Here is a 17,906-nt window from a genome sequence, read left to right on the forward strand (position 1 = left end):
CTGTCCAAATTTAGACTGATATAAAATAAGGAATGAAACATGATTATTTTACACACCAACCACGGCGATATTCAGATTCAACTTGATTACGAAAAAGCGCCTAAGACAGCAAAAAACTTTGAAGACTATGTGACTTCAGGTTTTTATGACGGAATCATCTTCCACCGTGTCATTAATGGCTTCATGGTTCAAGGTGGCGGCTTTGAACCAGGCATGACTCAGAAAGACACTCGCGCTCCAATCGAAAACGAAGCTGACAATGGTCTAACGAACGACGCAGGCACATTGGCAATGGCCCGTACTATGGACCCTCATTCAGCTTCCGCTCAATTCTTTATCAACGTCGCGGATAATAGCTTCCTAAATCACCGCAGCAAAACTCCTGACGGTTGGGGTTATGCCGTATTTGGTAAAGTAACGGCCGGCATGGACGTGGTAAACAAAATAAAAGAAGTCAGTACAACCGTTAAAGCAGGACACCAAGATGTGCCAGCTGAAGATGTGATCATTGAGTCAGCTGAACTGGTAAAAAGCGAAGGCTAATGACCCGATTCTTTATTTCAGATTTACATCTAAGTGACAAACGCCCGGATCTCATCCGGGCGTTTGTTCAAATGATGGATGAACTTAAAGCTCAGAAAACGCCCGCGGAACTGTATCTATTAGGGGATTTTTATGAAGCTTGGATTGGTGATGATTATCAACCCGAATGGAATCAACCGATTGAACTTGCCTTAGCACAATTATCTCAATCCGGTTGGCAGATCTACTTTCTGCACGGCAATCGTGATTTTTTAATTGGGCAAGCTTGGCTAACCCGTATTGGTGCCAGATTACTCGACGAACAAAGCGAACTTAGCCTGGAAGAAGGCAAGCTTTTGCTTGCTCATGGGGATGAATATTGCTTAGCCGATACCGAATATCAAGCCTTTCGTCGCACCGTTCGTTCTCCCGCCTGGCAACAACAGATTCTCAGCTTACCGATTGAGCAGCGCATTGCCTTAGCAGCACAGCTGCGCAATGACAGCCAAGCCATGGCGTCTGAAAAAGCCATGAGCATTATGGACGTAACGGAACAAGCTGTGATCGATTCATTGCAACAACATACTTGCACCGCCATTATCCATGGCCATACTCACCGACCAGAGATTCATCACAATGGACAATACATACGTTGCGTTCTAGGTGATTGGGACAAGTACATCTGGTTTGCTGAGGTCCAGCAAGGTCAATTTAAGCAATCACGCTCAAGCGTTGAAGCCTTCTTAAAACAAGGGCTAGAGGCTTTGCAAACGGTTCATCAACAAACGCTATTTCACTAGCGCACAAAAAAACCAGTAAGTATTGCTTACTGGTTTTTTAATCGAGGGTGTTTTGACTCATCGCCCTAACAACTCTTTTACCCAAGTCGTTTCTTCAGTTTGACGAGAACGATCAAACTCCAGATTACGATGATGTAGCATGGCAATCGCTCTGAAGAAGGCGTTATTTACCATCACGGGTGACAACTTAACACCATGCTCTTGCCACCAGTAATGCTGTGCCTTACTGGTTAACACCTGATATAAATAATCCAACTCCATTGAGCCGCGGTACATCACATCCAGATCGACAATGGGATCGACTTTTGCGATTTCCAGCGCTAACCAATAAGTCACGTCTGGCAAGGTTTCACTTTTTTGCGAGCTCATAAGTAGGTCTCCTAATGAGATTACATTATGAGTTTAGCAGTTCACTGCCTTACCAATGTTAAGAACCGAAATAGCTTTGTGCTAATTTGTAACTTATGCAGCACTCGGCGGGCCACTGTGCACGCGGAATTCAACGTCTGGCTCGGTAATCAATTTATGCTCCAGCTCGCGGAAAAACGCGACTCGCTCATCGATTGATTCATTCGCGTATTCTTCAGCCAAGGCAAGGTAATCTTCAAAATGGCGCGCTTCAGATTTAAGTAAGGATATATAGAACTTTGACAATTCTTCATCCAAATGTGGGGCCAATACAGCAAAACGTTCACAAGAACGAGCTTCCACAAAAGCACCTATGATCAGGGTATCCACTAAGCGAGCAGGCTCATGCGTACGAATATGTTTACGTAGTCCGTCAGCATAACGAGATGCCGTAAGATGCTCATAGGCCACATCACGATTGCGCATGAGTTTATGAACTTGTTCAAAATGCAGTAGCTCTTCTCGTGCTAAACGAGACATTTTATGTAAAAGGTTATCGCGATCTACGTAACGATACATTAAGCTCATAGCCGTTGATGCGGCTTTTTTTTCACAATGCGCATGATCATTTAAAAGTAAGTTTTGGTTTTCTATGGCCCAATTCACCCAAGCTTCAGGGGATTGACAGGGAAGAAACGCGACAAGCTCAGGGTACGCGGATAACATTAGTCTACCTTTTTGTGTTAAAAAACGAGATTATACTAGTTATTCGCCATTTAGGCAGCAACGTCTTGATTTGGAAATCAATTTCGTAATGAATGAATTTTATCAACCTACAAAATTAAAAATCGGCCAACATGTTGGCGTTGAACTGGACCCTTACATTTTGAACTACCCTATGGACAGCCAAAAAACCACTTGGATGGCGGATCAGGGTGGTCGTCCATTTGTCCTGCGTTTTTATCAATCAGACAAAGGTAAGGTAGAAGAGTTTTTACAAAACGCTCGCAAATACACCAGCATAAAGCATCCTGCGATCACACCTAACTACCCTCCTTTTTATTCAAACTTGTGGGTATTTTCTTGCTCGGCTGTGTGTGGTGGTGAAAACCTTTACAGTTTTCTAGGCAAATACCCAGAGGGTGCCCCTTTAAATGTGGTGATCAGCCTCTTGGATGGCATAGCAAAAGCGTTAGACCAGGCCCATAACAACAACTTGTTGCATGGCCATCTTGATTTATCGTCCGTTCAGGTCGTCAACGGCATCGGTATTATGACAGGATTTGGTGCACACAATTGGATGCAGAAAATTGACGACAAAGACATGGACAACCGCTTCATTCCGCCAGAATATCGCAAACAGGATCAAAAGAAGTCCCCAGCAGCAGATAGATTCGCCTTTATGCGGCTTTTAATGGCTGCCTTACTGGGAGAATCCATACTGGATAAAAACCTAGCAACCGACTTACCAGAATCTCACACACACTTAAGTGATAATACTTGGCAAAAACTCGTCAAATGGACCCGTGAAAGCGAACAAGCTAGGCCTAAAAATCTCACCGAAGTCATCCGCCTGATTCGCGCAAACCTTTACAAACCTGATTCCCAAGATGAATCGGCACTCAAAACCTACATTCGACGCCAGGTAAAAAAGGTCAACAAAAAGCTCATTGGTATTAGCGCTGCCTCTGTCGCCAGCCTAATACTAGCGTTGATTTTTTGGCCAGAAGCAAACGAAGACCCCATTGCAATCAAACCAGCACCCGCCAAAATAGAGAAACAAGAAACCCCGTTTGAGAAACTTCCCAAGGTACTGGAGGAACCACTCGCAACTGGCGGCACAGCCCCTAAAGTCGAAAAAATCCCACCGGCGACTTTTTTGATGGGCGATCAAAATCGCTTTGGTGACGACAATGAAAAACCCGTCCATGAAGTGGACATCCCCAATGGCTTTTACATCAGTAAATACGAAGTAACCTTTGATCAATACGACAAATTTGCTCAAGCCACTGGTCGAAGCCTGCCCCTTGATAATGGCTGGGGGCGCGGCAAAAGACCGGCCATCAATGTCAGCTGGTATGATGCAAAAGCTTATACAGCATGGTTGTCTGAACAAACAGGGCAAGAGTATCGACTGCCAACTGAAATCGAATGGGAATATTCTGCGCGAGCCGATTCCAGCACGGCTTTCTGGTATGGCAACGACGTTAAGCCCGGGTATAGCGTTTGTGACAGCTGCGGCAGTCAATGGGATGCCGTATCGACTGGCCCTGTCGGAAGCCAGGCCAGCAACCCTCTTGGTTTGTTTGATATGCATGGCAATGTAGCCGAATGGATAGAAGATTGTTATCACGACTCTTATGAAGGCGCCCCTACAAATAATCAGGTGTGGCTGGATAATCAATGCGATAATCGAGTACTACGCGGTGGTTCTTGGTTCGATATTCCAAGGGTTGGTAGAAGTGCGACACGCTATCGAGCACAGCCGGACCTGAAAGCCAGCAACTGGGGATTTCGTGTGGTGAGAGTGATTCAGCCCCTGTGAAAATCGGTGCTCGCTAAATCAGAATAATTCCACTAAATGTCACCTATTCGAAATTGTTATGGCCCTGTCGCACTCTTGTCACGGTTTTTCCTATAATATAAGTAGGGTCAAACGTATAGAGTTGTTTTACATCATGGTCTGGCAGCGGGCCATTTTATATACGTAATATTTACGCGAATTTAAGTCCAGAGGTGTTATATGAGCCTGTATCTAGAATACTTGCAAGAAATTGAAGACCGTAAGGGTGAAGGGTTACACCCAAAACCAATCGACGGCGGTGAATTATTGACTGAGATCATCGCTCAAATTAAAGACACAGAACACGAACACCGAGAAGATTCTCTAAACTTCTTTATTTATAACTCACTACCAGGCACCACCAGCGCCGCTGCTGTGAAAGCCAAATTCCTTAAAGAAATCATCTTAGGTGAAGAAACAGTTGCAGAGATCTCTGCCGAACGAGCATTAGAATTTCTTTCCCACATGAAAGGCGGACCGTCGGTCGAAGTACTGATTGACCTGGCACTTGCTGATGACGCTAAAGTGGCTTCTGCTGCTGCAGAAGTATTGAAAACTCAGGTTTTCTTATACGAAGCAGACATGGAACGCCTTGAAGTTGCTTACAAAGCTGGCAACAAGATCGCAACAGAAATCCTAGAGAGCTACGCTAAAGCGGAATTCTTCACCAAACTACCTGATATTGATGAAAAAATTGAAGTCATCACCTACATTGCGGGTGAAGGTGATATCTCTACTGACTTATTGTCTCCAGGTAACCAAGCACACTCTCGTGCTGACCGTGAATTACACGGTAAATGCATGATCTCTCCAGAAGCTCAGCAAGAAATTGTCGAGCTAAAAGAAAAGCACCCAAATGCTAAAGTCATGTTGATTGCCGAAAAAGGCACCATGGGGGTTGGTTCCTCACGTATGTCTGGTGTTAACAACGTGGCGCTATGGGCAGGCAAACAAGCCAGCCCTTATGTCCCTTTCGTTAACTTTGCACCAGTCGTTGCAGGTACTAACGGCATTTCTCCAATCTTCTTGACGACCGTTGGCGTGACTGGCGGCATCGGTATCGACCTTAAAAACTGGGTTAAGAAAGTAGACGCGAATGGCAACACAGTCGTTGATGCAAATGGCGACCCTATTTTAGAAGAAGCCTACTCTGTCGCAACTGGCACGCTTTTGACAATCGACACGAAGAAGAAGAAATTGTACAACGGCGACAAAGAGCTGGTTGATCTTTCGGACTCTTTCATCGCGCAAAAAGTCGAATTCATGCGTGCAGGTGGATCTTATGCTGTCGTCTTTGGTAAGAAGTTGCAAACGTTCGCAGCAGAAACTCTTGGCGTTGAAGCACCACAAGTTTATGCACCATCGCAAGAAATTTCAGTTGAAGGCCAAGGCTTAACCGCTGTTGAGAAAATCTTTAACAACAATGCTGTTGGTGTGAACTCTGACACACCTCTACACGCGGGCTCTGACGTACGTGTGAAAGTAAACATTGTTGGTTCTCAAGACACCACTGGCCCAATGACGGCGCAAGAGCTGGAGTCCATGGCAGCTTCTGTTATCTCTCCTATCGTTGACGGTGCTTACCAGTCTGGTTGTCACACAGCGTCCGTATGGGATAGCAAAGCGCAAGCTAACATTCCTAAGCTAATGAGCTTCATGAGCAACTTCGGCTTGATCACAGCACGTGATCCTAAAGGTGTTTACCCACCAATGACCGACGTTATCCATAAAGTGTTGAATGACATTACCATTGACGATCGCGCCATCATCATCGGCGGCGACTCTCACACTCGTATGTCTAAAGGTGTCGCGTTCGGTGCTGACTCGGGTACGGTAGCGCTTGCACTGGCAACAGGTGAAGCAGCAATGCCGATTCCTGACTCTGTAAAAGTGACCTTTAAAGGTCACATGAAGAGCCACATGGACTTCCGTGATGTCGTTCACGCGACTCAAGCACAAATGCTTAAGCAGTTTGGCGGTGAGAACGTTTTCCAAGGCCGCATCATTGAAGTACATATTGGTACTCTTTTGGCTGACCAAGCCTTTACATTCACCGATTGGACTGCAGAAATGAAAGCGAAAGCATCAATCTGTATCTCCACCGATGACACACTTGTTCAATCACTTGAATTGGCGAAGAGCCGTATTCAAATCATGATTAACAAAGGCATGGAAAACGAAGCGAAAACGCTACATGGTCTTATTGCACTAGCAGACAAGCGCATTGCCGGCATTAAGTCAGGTGAACAACCTGCTCTAGCGCCTGACAACAATGCAAAATACTTTGCTGAAGTGGTAGTGGATCTAGATGAAATCGCTGAGCCTATGATTGCTGACCCTGACGTAAACAACGATGACGTTTCTAAGCGTTATACCCACGATGTTATTCGTCCTGTGTCTTTCTACAACAACAAGCCAGTTGACTTAGCGTTCGTTGGTTCTTGTATGGTTCACAAAGGTGACATCCAAATCATCGCGCAAATGCTACGCAACATTGAATCAAAACAAGGTAGCGTATCATTCAAAGCGCCTCTTGTTGTTGCCGCGCCAACCTACAATATTGTCGATGAGCTTAAAGCAGAAGGCGATTGGGATATCCTTACCAAATACGCTGGCTTCGAATTTGACGACAGCAACCCTAAGGGTCAAGCACGTACTAAATACGAGAATATCCTGTATCTAGAACGCCCTGGCTGCAACCTGTGCATGGGCAACCAAGAGAAAGCGGAACCAGGTGACACGGTAATCGCCACTTCTACTCGCTTGTTCCAAGGTCGTGTTGTTGCGGACTCTTCAGAGAAGAAAGGTGAATCACTATTGGGCTCAACCCCTCTGGTTGTTCTTTCCGCTGTATTGGGTCGCTTCCCATCAATGGATGAATACTTATCTGCCGTAGACGGAATCAATTTAACTGATTTTGCGCCACCAGTAGAGGAAATGACAACAGCGCCTGCTGAACTGATCGCGGTCAGCAGTCACTAGTTATTAGACATTCGTTCAGCTTGAACACATTAAAAAGCCGATACTGTTAATCAGTATCGGCTTTTTTATTATATTTAAGCATTTAACCGCCCTATCCCCGCGACCCACAAGACTGCGTCTAGTTGCTTTTGCAACACATTGGCTTAAACACAAACAGCCATGACATGGTCAGCGACATCAGTATTGGCATATCAGCTTAAAAAAGCTATCAAAAGGGCATTAAAAAGCCCCGCAAAAGCGAGGCTCATTCTGATTAGAATGGGTTAATTAAATCACTTCTCGTTCTACGAGTTCGTCAAATTCGGCTTGCATTTGCCTTTCTGAATGACTCTCTACGTCCTTAGCATTGATGTGATGCTGTCGGCCAGAGTGTTTGGCTTTATGCTTAATTAACTGTTTTTCTAATTTACTAACTAAAAGGTCTAGGGCGGGTTTAAGTTGCTTATCTGTCTTAACGGTTGCAAATAAGTCATGACCAGGAATATGAACAATGGCCTCTACAATAAGTTCATGGATCTCATGCTTTTCAGTATTTAGAATCACTTTAATGCTAGTTATCTGATTGTTGATACGCGCCAAGTGATCCATTTTTTCTTTGACTACTTGTTGTACTTCTTCACCAGACTGGACATGGTGACCGTTGATATTCAATGTATACATATAGCATTTTCCTTCTGTTTTAGTCAGACGTTTAATTTATTTATTATTAATCCTCCTCTTGCCTTCCTATTATTAATCTATGGACGATGACATCCAATTTCAATCCCAATAATGTAAATACTTGCTCAAGATCATGTAGACAAAGGGTGATTTTTTCATCTGCTTCAAATCCTCGCTACCTTTAACAGAATGGTTTCAAACACTATATTTTCAGTGTAGCAGGAGCACGCCAAGTCACCATGAAATTATGTAATTAAATTTTAATAAAATCATGTTAGGAACAAAAAGTAGCAGGCAAAAAAAAGCACAGCTTAGGCTGTGCTTTTTCCAACTATTTTCGGACACTAGTCTTCAAGCAAGATGCGCAGCATGCGACGAAGTGGCTCTGCCGCTCCCCACAACAGCTGATCCCCTACGGAGAAAGCACTGATGTATTCCGGTCCCATATTCAACTTACGAATACGCCCAACTGGAATATCCAAAGTACCTGTTGCAGCAGTTGGCGTGAGTTGTTCCATAGTTGCTTGCTTGTCATTGGCAATCACTCGAACCCAATCGTTATGCTCCGCTAATAAACCTTCGATATCCGCCACTGGGATATCCTGGTTAAGCTTGATCGTAAAGGCTTGGCTATGGCAGCGCATGGCACCAATACGAACACATAAACCGTCTACTGGGATAATGTTTGACGTATTGCCAAGGATTTTATTCGCCTCTGCTTGCGCCTTCCACTCTTCACGACTTTGACCATTATCTAACTGTGCATCGATGTAAGGAATCAAGCTACCAGCTAATGGCACCCCAAATTGATCGACAGGCATATCGGCCGAACGCATTTTTTCCGCCACTTTACGATCAATATCTAAGATCGCACTAGCAGGATCAGCAAGCTCACCAGCGACCGCTCCTTGCAACATGCCCATTTGATTGATCAATTCACGCATATGACGAGCACCGCCACCAGATGCCGCCTGATAGGTCATGGAAGTCATCCACTCGATATGACCTTTATCAAACAGACCACCTAGGGCTAATAACATCAAACTAACGGTACAGTTACCACCGACAAAGGTTTTCACGCCATCTTGCAAACCTTGCTTAATGACGTTTTGGTTCACTGGGTCTAATACGATGATGGCATCTTTGTCCATACGCAATGAAGACGCGGCATCGATCCAGTAACCTTTCCAACCAGCCTTACGCAACTGAGGGTAAATCTCCTTGGTATAATCACCACCCTGACAGGTGATAATAATGTCCATCTTCTTCAATGACTCAATGTCTTTCGCGTCTTGAAGCAATGGAATATCTTTACCAATTTCTGGCCCTTTCTGCCCCGTCTGAGATGTAGTGAAAAAAACTGGATCAATGTGATCAAAATCATTTTCAGCCAACATACGTTGCATCAATACGGAACCGACCATTCCGCGCCAACCGACTAAACCTACAGTGTTTTTTGACATGGTTTTCTACCTTTTTTTGTGGGGTCACTCATACCAAGAGCAATATCCCGAATGAATGCTTAACACTCTATTGTTAAGCTTTTAATGCTGCCAGTACCGCATCACCCATGGCTTGCGTACTCACAGTTGTACAGCCTTCAGACGCAATGTCTGATGTTCTCAACCCTTGATCAAGAACCTTACTAACGGCCGCTTCAATTGCATCAGCAGCAGGCTTAGCCGCCAACGAATAGCGCAACATCATCGCAACGGACAAAATCGTGGCTAATGGGTTAGCAATGCCTTTACCCGCAATATCTGGTGCAGAACCATGACAAGGCTCATACATCCCACGACCTTCGGCATTTAATGATGCAGAAGGAAGCATGCCAATTGATCCCGTTAGCATAGCGGCAGCATCAGAAAGGATATCACCAAACATGTTGCCAGTAACCATTACATCAAACTGTTTTGGTGCCTTAACCAACTGCATTGCAGCATTATCGACTAACATATGCGTTAATTCGACATCAGGATACTCTTTGGCCACTTCTTCCATGACTTCTTTCCACAACACCGTCACTTCAAGCACATTCGATTTATCAATTGAGCACACGCGCTTACCGCGTTGACGAGCCGCCTCAAATGCCGAGCGAGCAATACGACGAATCTCAGATTCACTGTATACATAGGTATTAAAACCTTCACGTTCACCATTTTCTAAAGTGCGGATACCGCGAGGTTGGCCAAAGTAAATACCGCCCGTTAACTCACGAACAATCAAGATATCCAAACCCGCTACGATTTCAGGCTTCAAACTGGAAGCATCGGCCAATTGTGGGTATAAAATGGCAGGACGCAAATTAGAGAAAAGCTCAAGATTAGAACGCAAGCCTAATAAACCTTTTTCTGGTCGAACGGCCATGTCTAAACCGTCCCATTTTGGCCCACCAACAGCTCCTAATAAAATGGCATCAGCGGCTTTAGCTTTTGTTAACGTCGCTTCAGGTAAAGGCGAGCCAGTCTCATCGTAAGCTGAACCACCCACCAAAGCACTTTCATGCTCAATATCCAATGCAAAGGTGTCATTAACGGCATCTAATACACGTACCGCTTGTGTAACAATTTCTGGACCAATGCCGTCACCAGGCAAGACCAATACTTTTTTTGTCATTACTAATCCTTACTAATTGAATTATTGTTCACGGCTTAAAAATAACCAAGGAGCCTCATTCATTCGCTTCTCTTCATAACGACGAATGTTCTCTTCTTGTTGTAGCGTCAAGCCAATATCATCTAAACCATTCAACAAACAATGCTTACGAAATTGATCAACCACAAATTCAAACTTAGCACCAGAAGGGGCCGTCACGGTTTGGTTTTGAAGATCAATGTCAATCTGAGCACCTTCTTTACCATCGACTTCAGCAAACAGTTGATCAACGTCTTCTGCATCCAAAACAATGGGTAATAAACCATTTTTAAAACAGTTGTTGTAAAAAATGTCAGCAAAACTTGGGGCAATAATTGAACGAATGCCATAATCATCCAGTGCCCAAGGCGCATGTTCACGGCTCGAACCACAGCCGAAATTCTGTCGTGCCAATAAAACACTCGCACCAGCATACCTAGACTGATTTAGCACAAAATCTTGACGCAAAGGACGACCTTCACATGATTGGTCTGGCTGCCCTTCGTCTTCATAGCGCAATTCATCAAATAAGTTTTTACCGAAACCCGTACGCTTAATGGATTTCAAAAACTGCTTCGGAATAATCATATCCGTGTCAACGTTTGCCAAATCCAAAGGAGCCGCCAAACCTGTGTGTTTTGTAAAGGGACGCATATTCTCTCCTAGTGTTTCACAAATTCGCTAACGTCAACGAAATGGCCAGCTATCGCGGCCGCAGCGGCCATGGCTGGACTGACTAAATGCGTACGCCCACCAAAACCTTGTCGACCTTCGAAATTACGGTTAGAGGTAGAAGCACAGTGCTCGCCGTTGCCTAATTTGTCTGCGTTCATTGCCAAACACATTGAACAACCAGGCTCACGCCATTCAAGACCAGCCGCCTCAAACACTTCATGTAGACCTTCTTTCTCAGCTTGTGCTTTCACTAAACCGGAACCTGGTACCACAATTGCTTGCTTCAAGCTTGAAGCCACTTTACGGCCTTTCACAACTTCAGCAGCAATACGTAAATCTTCTATACGAGAGTTTGTGCAAGAACCGATAAATACACGATCCAATGTTACGTCCGCCAAAGTCGTTTTGCCCTCAAGCCCCATGTATTTCCAAGCACGGGCATAACCTTCTTTTTTCACTGGATCCACTTGATCTTCTGGACGAGGAATCGCTTCATCAATGGCAATAACCATTTCAGGTGAGGTTCCCCAAGTCACTTGAGGTTTGATGTCTTCCGATTTAATGACCACAACTTCATCAAACTGGGCGTCTTTGTCTGACACCAAATCTTGCCAAGCCGCCACCGCCATATCCCAATGCTCGCCTTTTGGTGCATAAGGACGATCTTTCACGTATTCGATAGTCGTATCGTCTACTGCAATTAAGCCAACTCGAGCACCCGCTTCAATGGCCATATTACAGACGGTCATACGACCTTCCATCGACAAAGACTGAATACCAGTGCCACCAAACTCGATGGCGTAACCAGTGCCACCCGCTGTACCGATTGCGCCGATAATCGCCAGTACGACGTCTTTAGCCGATACCCAAGACGATAATTCTCCGTCTACTCGAACCAGCATATTGCGACTTTTCTTTTGTACTAAGCACTGAGTGGCTAATACGTGTTCAACTTCAGAGGTACCAATACCATGAGCCAAAGCCCCAAAAGCACCGTGAGTCGAAGTGTGGGAATCACCACATACGACGGTCATACCCGGTAAAGTAGCGCCTTGTTCTGGCCCAACAACGTGCACAATACCCTGACGAATGTCTTTCATGTTGAATTCAGTAATACCAAACTCGTTACAGTTTTCATCAAGTGTCGTGACTTGAATCTTTGACACTGGGTCTTCGATACCATCTACACCTGAAATACGCTCATTTTTGGTTGTCGGCACATTATGATCCGGCGTCGCCAAACTGGCAGAGATACGCCATGGTTTACGACCCGCCAAACGCAAGCCTTCAAATGCCTGCGGTGATGTGACTTCATGAAGTAGCTGCAAGTCGATATAAATCAATGCACTACCATCATCTCGTTGTTGGACAAGGTGGTTATCCCACAATTTGTCGTAAAGGGTTTTACCAGCCATAAGTTCTCTCCTAAAAATCTTATTGCGCTATCCTAAAACTTTGGCTTAAATTACTCAAATTCATATTTTTCATGTTTTGGATTATTTTTTGGAATGCTAGATATTGCTGAGTTAATTACCTTTATAAAAGTTGCGGAGACACACTCATTTTCCGATGCCGCGACACGTCTATTTGTCACCCAACCAGCCGTCAGCAAACGCATTGCGGCATTGGAGTCCAACCTTGGTGTGAAATTATTTGATCGTATTGGCAGGCAGGTACAGTTAACGGAAGCCGGTATTCGCTTATTACCCAAAGCAAAGAAAATGGCGGAAGACCTTGAAGACATCAAGCGTAGCATGACATTACAGATGCAAGACGTCAGTGGCGAGCTTCGCCTGTCTACAAGTCACCACGTGGGATTACATCGCTTACCAGACTCACTAAAACGTTTCCAGCAGGATTATCCTAGTGCGCAATTAGAAATTGAATTCACTCAATCGGAAGAAGCCTACCAAGATGTTTTAAAAGGCCACGCTGAACTCGCAGTCATTACCTTATCCAATAAAGAGAACAGCCTATTAGAATCCATTCCAATTTGGTCGGACCCCCTAACATGCGTGGTTAGTAAGGATCACCCCTTAACACTCCTAGATCAAATTAGTTTAGTCGATCTCGCTGAATACCCTTGCGTGTTACCAAATAAAAATACCTTCACTCGACAAATTGCCGAGCAAGTATTTGGTAAGCAAGGTCTGAAACCACAGGTACGAATGAACACCAACAACCTTGAAACCTTGGCGATGCTAGTGAGTATTGGTTGGGGTTGGTCGTTACTGCCCTCTACTCTGGTTGATGACAGATTGACGGTTTTGAACTTTCCTGAGCTCAATGTGGAAAGAAAATTAGGCGTATTGCACCATAAGCAAAAAACCCTTAGCCGAGCAGCCAATGCTTTTATCACTTTGTTAAAACAAGCCTCACATTGAGGCCTTTGTTTTAACAGCATGGCTTGGCTTATCTCTCTTTCTGGCTGCTAATCAAAATAATGAGCGCCAACCCACTCACCATAGCGGCTGCAGTAAAAGCCCAGGCGCCCCCTGCCCACTCCCAAAGATAACCAGTAACGACCATGCCTAAACCGCCCCCCAAACCGATGGCGAAGGCACTGTACATTGCTTGTCCTTGTCCCGCATAACGCTCTGGAAACAAACGTCTAATTTGCTCGATTGATACCATATGAAACAGGGCGAAGGTAATACAGTGAAGCATTTGCGTTAGCATCAGTATCCATACATTTGAGGCAAACCAACCAACCAGAAGCCAACGAATCACACCACAGACAAAACACAACATCACCAAATGTACAACATCAAATCGTTTTACCGTATTGCCAAAAAACAGAAACAGAATGATTTCTATGATCACACCAAATGCCATTAGAAGACCAATGACCTCACCACTGTAACCAAAGTTCGACAAGTGGACCGCAAAAAAAACATTGAAAGGAGCATGCGACATGAAGGCCAAAAACGCCAAGCCAAAAAACAACAAAGACTCAGGGGTTTTCAAAAGAGTAACGAACGACACTTGCTCTTTATGATTACTCGCTTCGTATGCCTGCTCTTTCACAAAAAAGATGGTCACTACCGCCAACGCCAGAAAAGTACACATAGTGGGTATCACTACCCAGGCACCAAATTGTCCGATCAAAAAGCCACCGGCGGCCACAGCCACCACATAGCCGATCGAACCACCCACCCTTAACCTTGTATAAGGTACATCCAATCGACGAATACTGCGCACAGCAAGGGAGTCTGTCATGGGTAGTAAGGCGGAATAGAATAGCGCCATGCAACAGGTTAATAACCAGAGGCTTTCAAATTCCTTATTCCAATTAAACGGTAAAACCGCGATAAAGCACCCAAGAACGGCACATTGTAAAATCCGCTTAGGCAAGCCAATTTTCGCCGTTAACCATCCCCAAAAGTGGGGTATCACAATACCTGACAAGGTAAAGGTCGACATGAGACGACCAATTTCTGACGCAGTTAAGCCTATCGATTTATAATAAACTGAGATGTAGGGCATCATCACCCCAATTAAACAACAGAAGAAAAAGTAGAAGAAAAACAATGGCCAGGCCACTGGTCGAGCTTTTCGTGAAAACATCTTAGCCTCAAAGATCACATCTATTCGTAATCATTATTATGCAAAAAGCGATTTCTTTGAGTATGCTGGAAATACTGAAAAAAAGCACGATCCAACCAATAATAACAACCCGCTCAGTTTAGCTCAGATTTTTAAGCTCAACCAATAAAGGAACTCAACATGACAACAAATCAGCCATGGTGGCGCGGTGCGGTCATTTATCAGGTGTACCCTCGCAGCTTTTTTGATGCGAATAATGATGGCATTGGCGATCTCGCTGGTGTGACACAAAAAATGGACTACATTGCCAAGCTAGGCGTTGACGCCATCTGGCTGTCGCCCTTTTTCACCTCGCCGATGAAAGATTTTGGATACGATGTTTCAGATTATTGTGATGTGGATCCCATTTTTGGCAACCTAGACGATTTCGACCAGTTAATTCAGGCTGCCCATGAAAGGGGACTGAAGGTCATCATAGACCAAGTATTGAATCACTCCTCAGATCAGCATCCTTGGTTTATTGAGTCTCGACAAAGCCATGATAACGATAAAGCAGATTGGTATGTTTGGGCCGACGCCCAAGACGATGGCACTGTGCCAAATAATTGGCTATCGGTATTTGGCGGACCCGCATGGCATTGGGATAGTCGGCGTCGGCAATATTATTTACACAACTTCCTCGATAGCCAACCTGATTTAAATTTCCATAATCCTGATGTGGTCGATGCGTTATTAGAAACAGTGGAGTTTTGGTTGAAGCTTGGTGTAGATGGTTTTCGTTTAGACACAGCAAATTATTATTATCATGATCTAGCACTTAGAAATAACCCACCAAATGAAGATGTGGTAGAAGGCAGTATTGGTATTAGATTAGATAATCCCTATGCTTACCAACTTCACTTGTATGATAAATCTCGCCCTGAAAACATCGCTTTTTTACAACGTCTGAGAAGCCTGCTGGATCAATACCCTGGCACTACGACCGTTGGCGAAGTGGGGTGTGACTTCTCCCTAAAAACCATGGCGGATTACACACAAGGCGATGACAAACTCCACATGTGTTATTCGTTCGACCTATTAACTCACGATAGTAGTATGCAGCACATACGAGACACCATGGAGACCATAGAAAAAGGCTTGGGTGACGGCTGGCCTTGCTGGTCGATTGGCAATCATGATGTAGAGCGAGTGGCGACCCGCTGGGGCAAAGATCAAGACAATATAGCCAAAAGCAAAATCTACATGCTGATGTTACTTAGTCTGCGTGGCAGCATTTGTTTGTATCAAGGGGAAGAGCTGGCGCTAATAGAAGCCGAATTAAGGTTTGAGCAGCTGGTTGACCCTTTTGGCATTGCATTTTGGCCTGAGTTCAAAGGGCGCGACGGCTGTCGCACTCCTATGCCTTGGGATACAAGAGAAAATGCTGGATTCAGTCAACATCTTTCAACCTGGTTACCCATCCCGACTCAACACTACCCTCTTGCGGTCAGCAAACAAGAACAAGATCAAGACTCATGCTTGCACGCTTATCGAGACTTCCTGACCTTCAGAAAAAGTAGAATGGCACTAAAAGTAGGAGACATTGCCTTCCTATACAACGATGAAGATAGGTTGATTTTCATTCGGAGGTATCAAGACCAGAGCTGCTTAATTGCAATTAATACCAGCCAAAACGAGTTTCAATACCCATGCCAGCATGAATTAGCGGCCATCGAATTGCCCAATAGCTTACCAGCAGGAAAAATCGAAGCGGGTTTGATTGTCTTACCCGCTTACAGTGTTGTGATCGCCGATTTAATTGAACAATAAGGCCATGATAGCCTGTTTAAGGATTACTCGGCCGATGGCTGGTCGAGTAAATCCTCTTCCCCTGGCCAAGCATTAATAATGGCTTTCACCAGCGTGGCCAACGGAATCGCGAAAAAGATTCCCCAGAAGCCCCAAATGCCACCAAAAAACAGCACAGCAACAATAATCGCCAACGGATGCAAATTAACGGCTTCCGAAAATAACAGCGGTACCAGCACATTGCCATCTAAGGCTTGTACGACCAAATACGCCACAACGACATATAGAAATTCGTTTTGTGTACCAAATTGATAAAACGCCACTAAAACCACTGGAATGGTGACCGCCGCTGCGCCGATGTACGGAATTAACACCGACAAGCCAACCAATAAAGCGAGTAATTCAGCGTACCTCAAACCAAACAATAGAAACACCAAATAAGTCACCACACCAACGACTAACATTTCGATAAACTTTCCACGAATGTAGTTAGCGATCTGATCATTCATTTCATGTGAAATCCGACGCATCATTTTTCTTTCTTTTGGTAACCAAGACGTCAGATAGGTCAAAATAGACCTTTGATCTTTTAACAAAAAGAAAATAACTAAAGGGACTAAGACCAGATAAATAACCAAGGAAAACAAAGAAGGAATGCTTGATATGGAGAAAGAAACAATCCATTGACCCAAATTAGTCGATTCATTCGCCAAGGAATTTATCACTTCATCAATGGTAGTTTGACTAACGATTTCACTGTGCCCTTCTGCAAAGCGCTGAACCACGTCCCTGAGCTCAGTGAACATTCTTGGCGCATCTTTAAAAAAGCGGTCTGCTTGACGCCATATAATCGGCACCATGACGCTGATAAAAACCACACAACCGGTAATAAAACCAACAAATACTACCAATACAGAAGAGGTATGGCCTAAGCCCATGCGCTGGATACGCTCAACCAAACCTTGTAATAAAAAAGCCAAGACAATGGCAATCAATACTGGCGCTAGGATGCCCCCCCAAAATGCGAGAACACCGATACAAGCCAGTAATAATAATAGAAAAACCACCACTTCTTCATTCGAAAAATAACGCTTAATTAACCCGTCAACAATTTTTAACATAGCGCCTCAATTGAATCCTTTTGAATAATGAAACAAAACTCGTTCTTATCATTTGATAAGGACAGAAGCGAATAACCCTGCATTTCAAGGTACTGAGGAATGTCTTTCAGTGAGCCAGAATCACATGTCGTCATGCTCAAAATTTGACCTGCCTGCATCTTACTTAATGCCAACTTTACTTTGAGTAAAGGCATTGGACACCTATCTTCTCTTGCATCTAAGATTACGTCATACTGAGTACTGTGTTCGATCATACATTCTTTATCT

General features: G+C 44.4%; 16 protein-coding genes. 6 read left to right on the plus strand and 10 right to left on the minus strand.

All coding sequences use genetic code 11. The features are described 5' to 3' along the window. The first annotated feature begins 39 nt into the window (after positions 1-39). Both MAR181_RS09615 and MAR181_RS09620 read left to right on the plus strand, forming a co-directional pair. A complete protein-coding gene (locus MAR181_RS09615) occupies positions 40-543 on the plus strand; it encodes a peptidylprolyl isomerase (protein WP_013796396.1) in 504 nt (167 codons plus the stop codon). Further along, the gene (locus MAR181_RS09620) at positions 543-1,322 is read left to right on the plus strand and encodes a UDP-2,3-diacylglucosamine diphosphatase (RefSeq protein WP_013796397.1); all 780 of its coding nucleotides are present in this window, start codon (positions 543-545) and stop codon (positions 1,320-1,322) included. Before MAR181_RS09615 ends, MAR181_RS09620 begins: the two co-directional genes overlap by 1 nt. Positions 1,323-1,379: 57 nt before the next feature. Here the strand turns inward: MAR181_RS09620 and MAR181_RS09625 are convergent, their stop codons facing one another. Both MAR181_RS09625 and MAR181_RS09630 read right to left on the minus strand, forming a co-directional pair. Continuing rightward, positions 1,380-1,691, minus strand: a complete 312-nt coding sequence (locus MAR181_RS09625) for a hypothetical protein (RefSeq protein WP_013796398.1) — start codon at positions 1,689-1,691, stop codon at positions 1,380-1,382. A gap of 93 nt (positions 1,692-1,784) precedes the next feature. Further along, the gene (locus tag MAR181_RS09630; protein WP_013796399.1) at positions 1,785-2,396 is read right to left on the minus strand and encodes a MiaE family protein; all 612 of its coding nucleotides are present in this window, start codon (positions 2,394-2,396) and stop codon (positions 1,785-1,787) included. 88 nt (positions 2,397-2,484) lie between these two features. Here MAR181_RS09630 and MAR181_RS09635 point away from each other — a divergent pair, with 88 nt between their 5' ends. After that, on the plus strand, positions 2,485-4,215 hold the full coding sequence (locus tag MAR181_RS09635) for an SUMF1/EgtB/PvdO family nonheme iron enzyme (protein ID WP_013796400.1): 1,731 nt from the start codon (positions 2,485-2,487) through the stop codon (positions 4,213-4,215). Between the two features lie 198 nt (positions 4,216-4,413). Continuing rightward, complete coding sequence (locus tag MAR181_RS09640; RefSeq protein WP_013796401.1) at positions 4,414-7,215, plus strand: bifunctional aconitate hydratase 2/2-methylisocitrate dehydratase; 2,802 nt, start codon at positions 4,414-4,416, stop codon at positions 7,213-7,215. Between the two features lie 267 nt (positions 7,216-7,482). Here MAR181_RS09640 and hpf read toward each other — a convergent pair whose 3' ends face one another. The 5 genes from hpf to leuC form a co-directional block, all read right to left on the minus strand. Next, positions 7,483-7,875, minus strand: coding sequence for a ribosome hibernation-promoting factor, HPF/YfiA family (hpf, locus tag MAR181_RS09645; protein ID WP_013796402.1), 393 nt, complete (start codon positions 7,873-7,875; stop codon positions 7,483-7,485). Positions 7,876-8,219: 344 nt separating this feature from the next. Beyond that, positions 8,220-9,338: an aspartate-semialdehyde dehydrogenase gene (gene asd, locus MAR181_RS09650; RefSeq protein WP_013796403.1), complete on the minus strand. Its 1,119-nt coding sequence runs from the start codon at positions 9,336-9,338 to the stop codon at positions 8,220-8,222. A 73-nt stretch (positions 9,339-9,411) separates the two neighbouring features. Next, positions 9,412-10,491, minus strand: coding sequence for a 3-isopropylmalate dehydrogenase (gene leuB / locus MAR181_RS09655; RefSeq protein ID WP_013796404.1), 1,080 nt, complete (start codon positions 10,489-10,491; stop codon positions 9,412-9,414). Positions 10,492-10,512: 21 nt separating this feature from the next. After that, entirely contained in the window at positions 10,513-11,163 is a 651-nt protein-coding gene (gene leuD / locus MAR181_RS09660; protein ID WP_013796405.1) for a 3-isopropylmalate dehydratase small subunit, read from the minus strand. A gap of 8 nt (positions 11,164-11,171) precedes the next feature. After that, positions 11,172-12,599, minus strand: coding sequence for a 3-isopropylmalate dehydratase large subunit (leuC, locus tag MAR181_RS09665; RefSeq protein WP_013796406.1), 1,428 nt, complete (start codon positions 12,597-12,599; stop codon positions 11,172-11,174). Positions 12,600-12,692: 93 nt separating this feature from the next. Between leuC and MAR181_RS09670 the strand changes: the two genes are divergently transcribed. Beyond that, the gene (locus tag MAR181_RS09670) at positions 12,693-13,568 is read left to right on the plus strand and encodes a LysR family transcriptional regulator (protein WP_013796407.1); all 876 of its coding nucleotides are present in this window, start codon (positions 12,693-12,695) and stop codon (positions 13,566-13,568) included. A 28-nt stretch (positions 13,569-13,596) separates the two neighbouring features. On the opposite strand, the gene MAR181_RS09675 is transcribed toward MAR181_RS09670, so the two are convergent. Continuing rightward, complete coding sequence (locus MAR181_RS09675; protein WP_013796408.1) at positions 13,597-14,751, minus strand: MFS transporter; 1,155 nt, start codon at positions 14,749-14,751, stop codon at positions 13,597-13,599. 159 nt (positions 14,752-14,910) lie between these two features. Between MAR181_RS09675 and MAR181_RS09680 the strand changes: the two genes are divergently transcribed. Beyond that, complete coding sequence (locus MAR181_RS09680) at positions 14,911-16,539, plus strand: alpha-glucosidase (protein ID WP_013796409.1); 1,629 nt, start codon at positions 14,911-14,913, stop codon at positions 16,537-16,539. A 23-nt stretch (positions 16,540-16,562) separates the two neighbouring features. Here the strand turns inward: MAR181_RS09680 and MAR181_RS09685 are convergent, their stop codons facing one another. Next, positions 16,563-17,639, minus strand: coding sequence for an AI-2E family transporter (locus MAR181_RS09685; protein WP_013796410.1), 1,077 nt, complete (start codon positions 17,637-17,639; stop codon positions 16,563-16,565). Then, positions 17,633-17,893 (minus strand): sulfurtransferase TusA family protein, encoded by a 261-nt coding sequence (locus MAR181_RS09690; protein ID WP_013796411.1) that lies wholly within the window; start codon positions 17,891-17,893, stop codon positions 17,633-17,635. The genes MAR181_RS09685 and MAR181_RS09690 overlap by 7 nt, the downstream gene beginning before the upstream one ends. Between the last annotated feature and the right edge of the window lie 13 nt (positions 17,894-17,906).

Source organism: Marinomonas posidonica IVIA-Po-181, assembly GCF_000214215.1.
In the GTDB taxonomy this organism is placed as follows: Bacteria; Pseudomonadota; Gammaproteobacteria; order Pseudomonadales; family Marinomonadaceae; genus Marinomonas; species Marinomonas posidonica.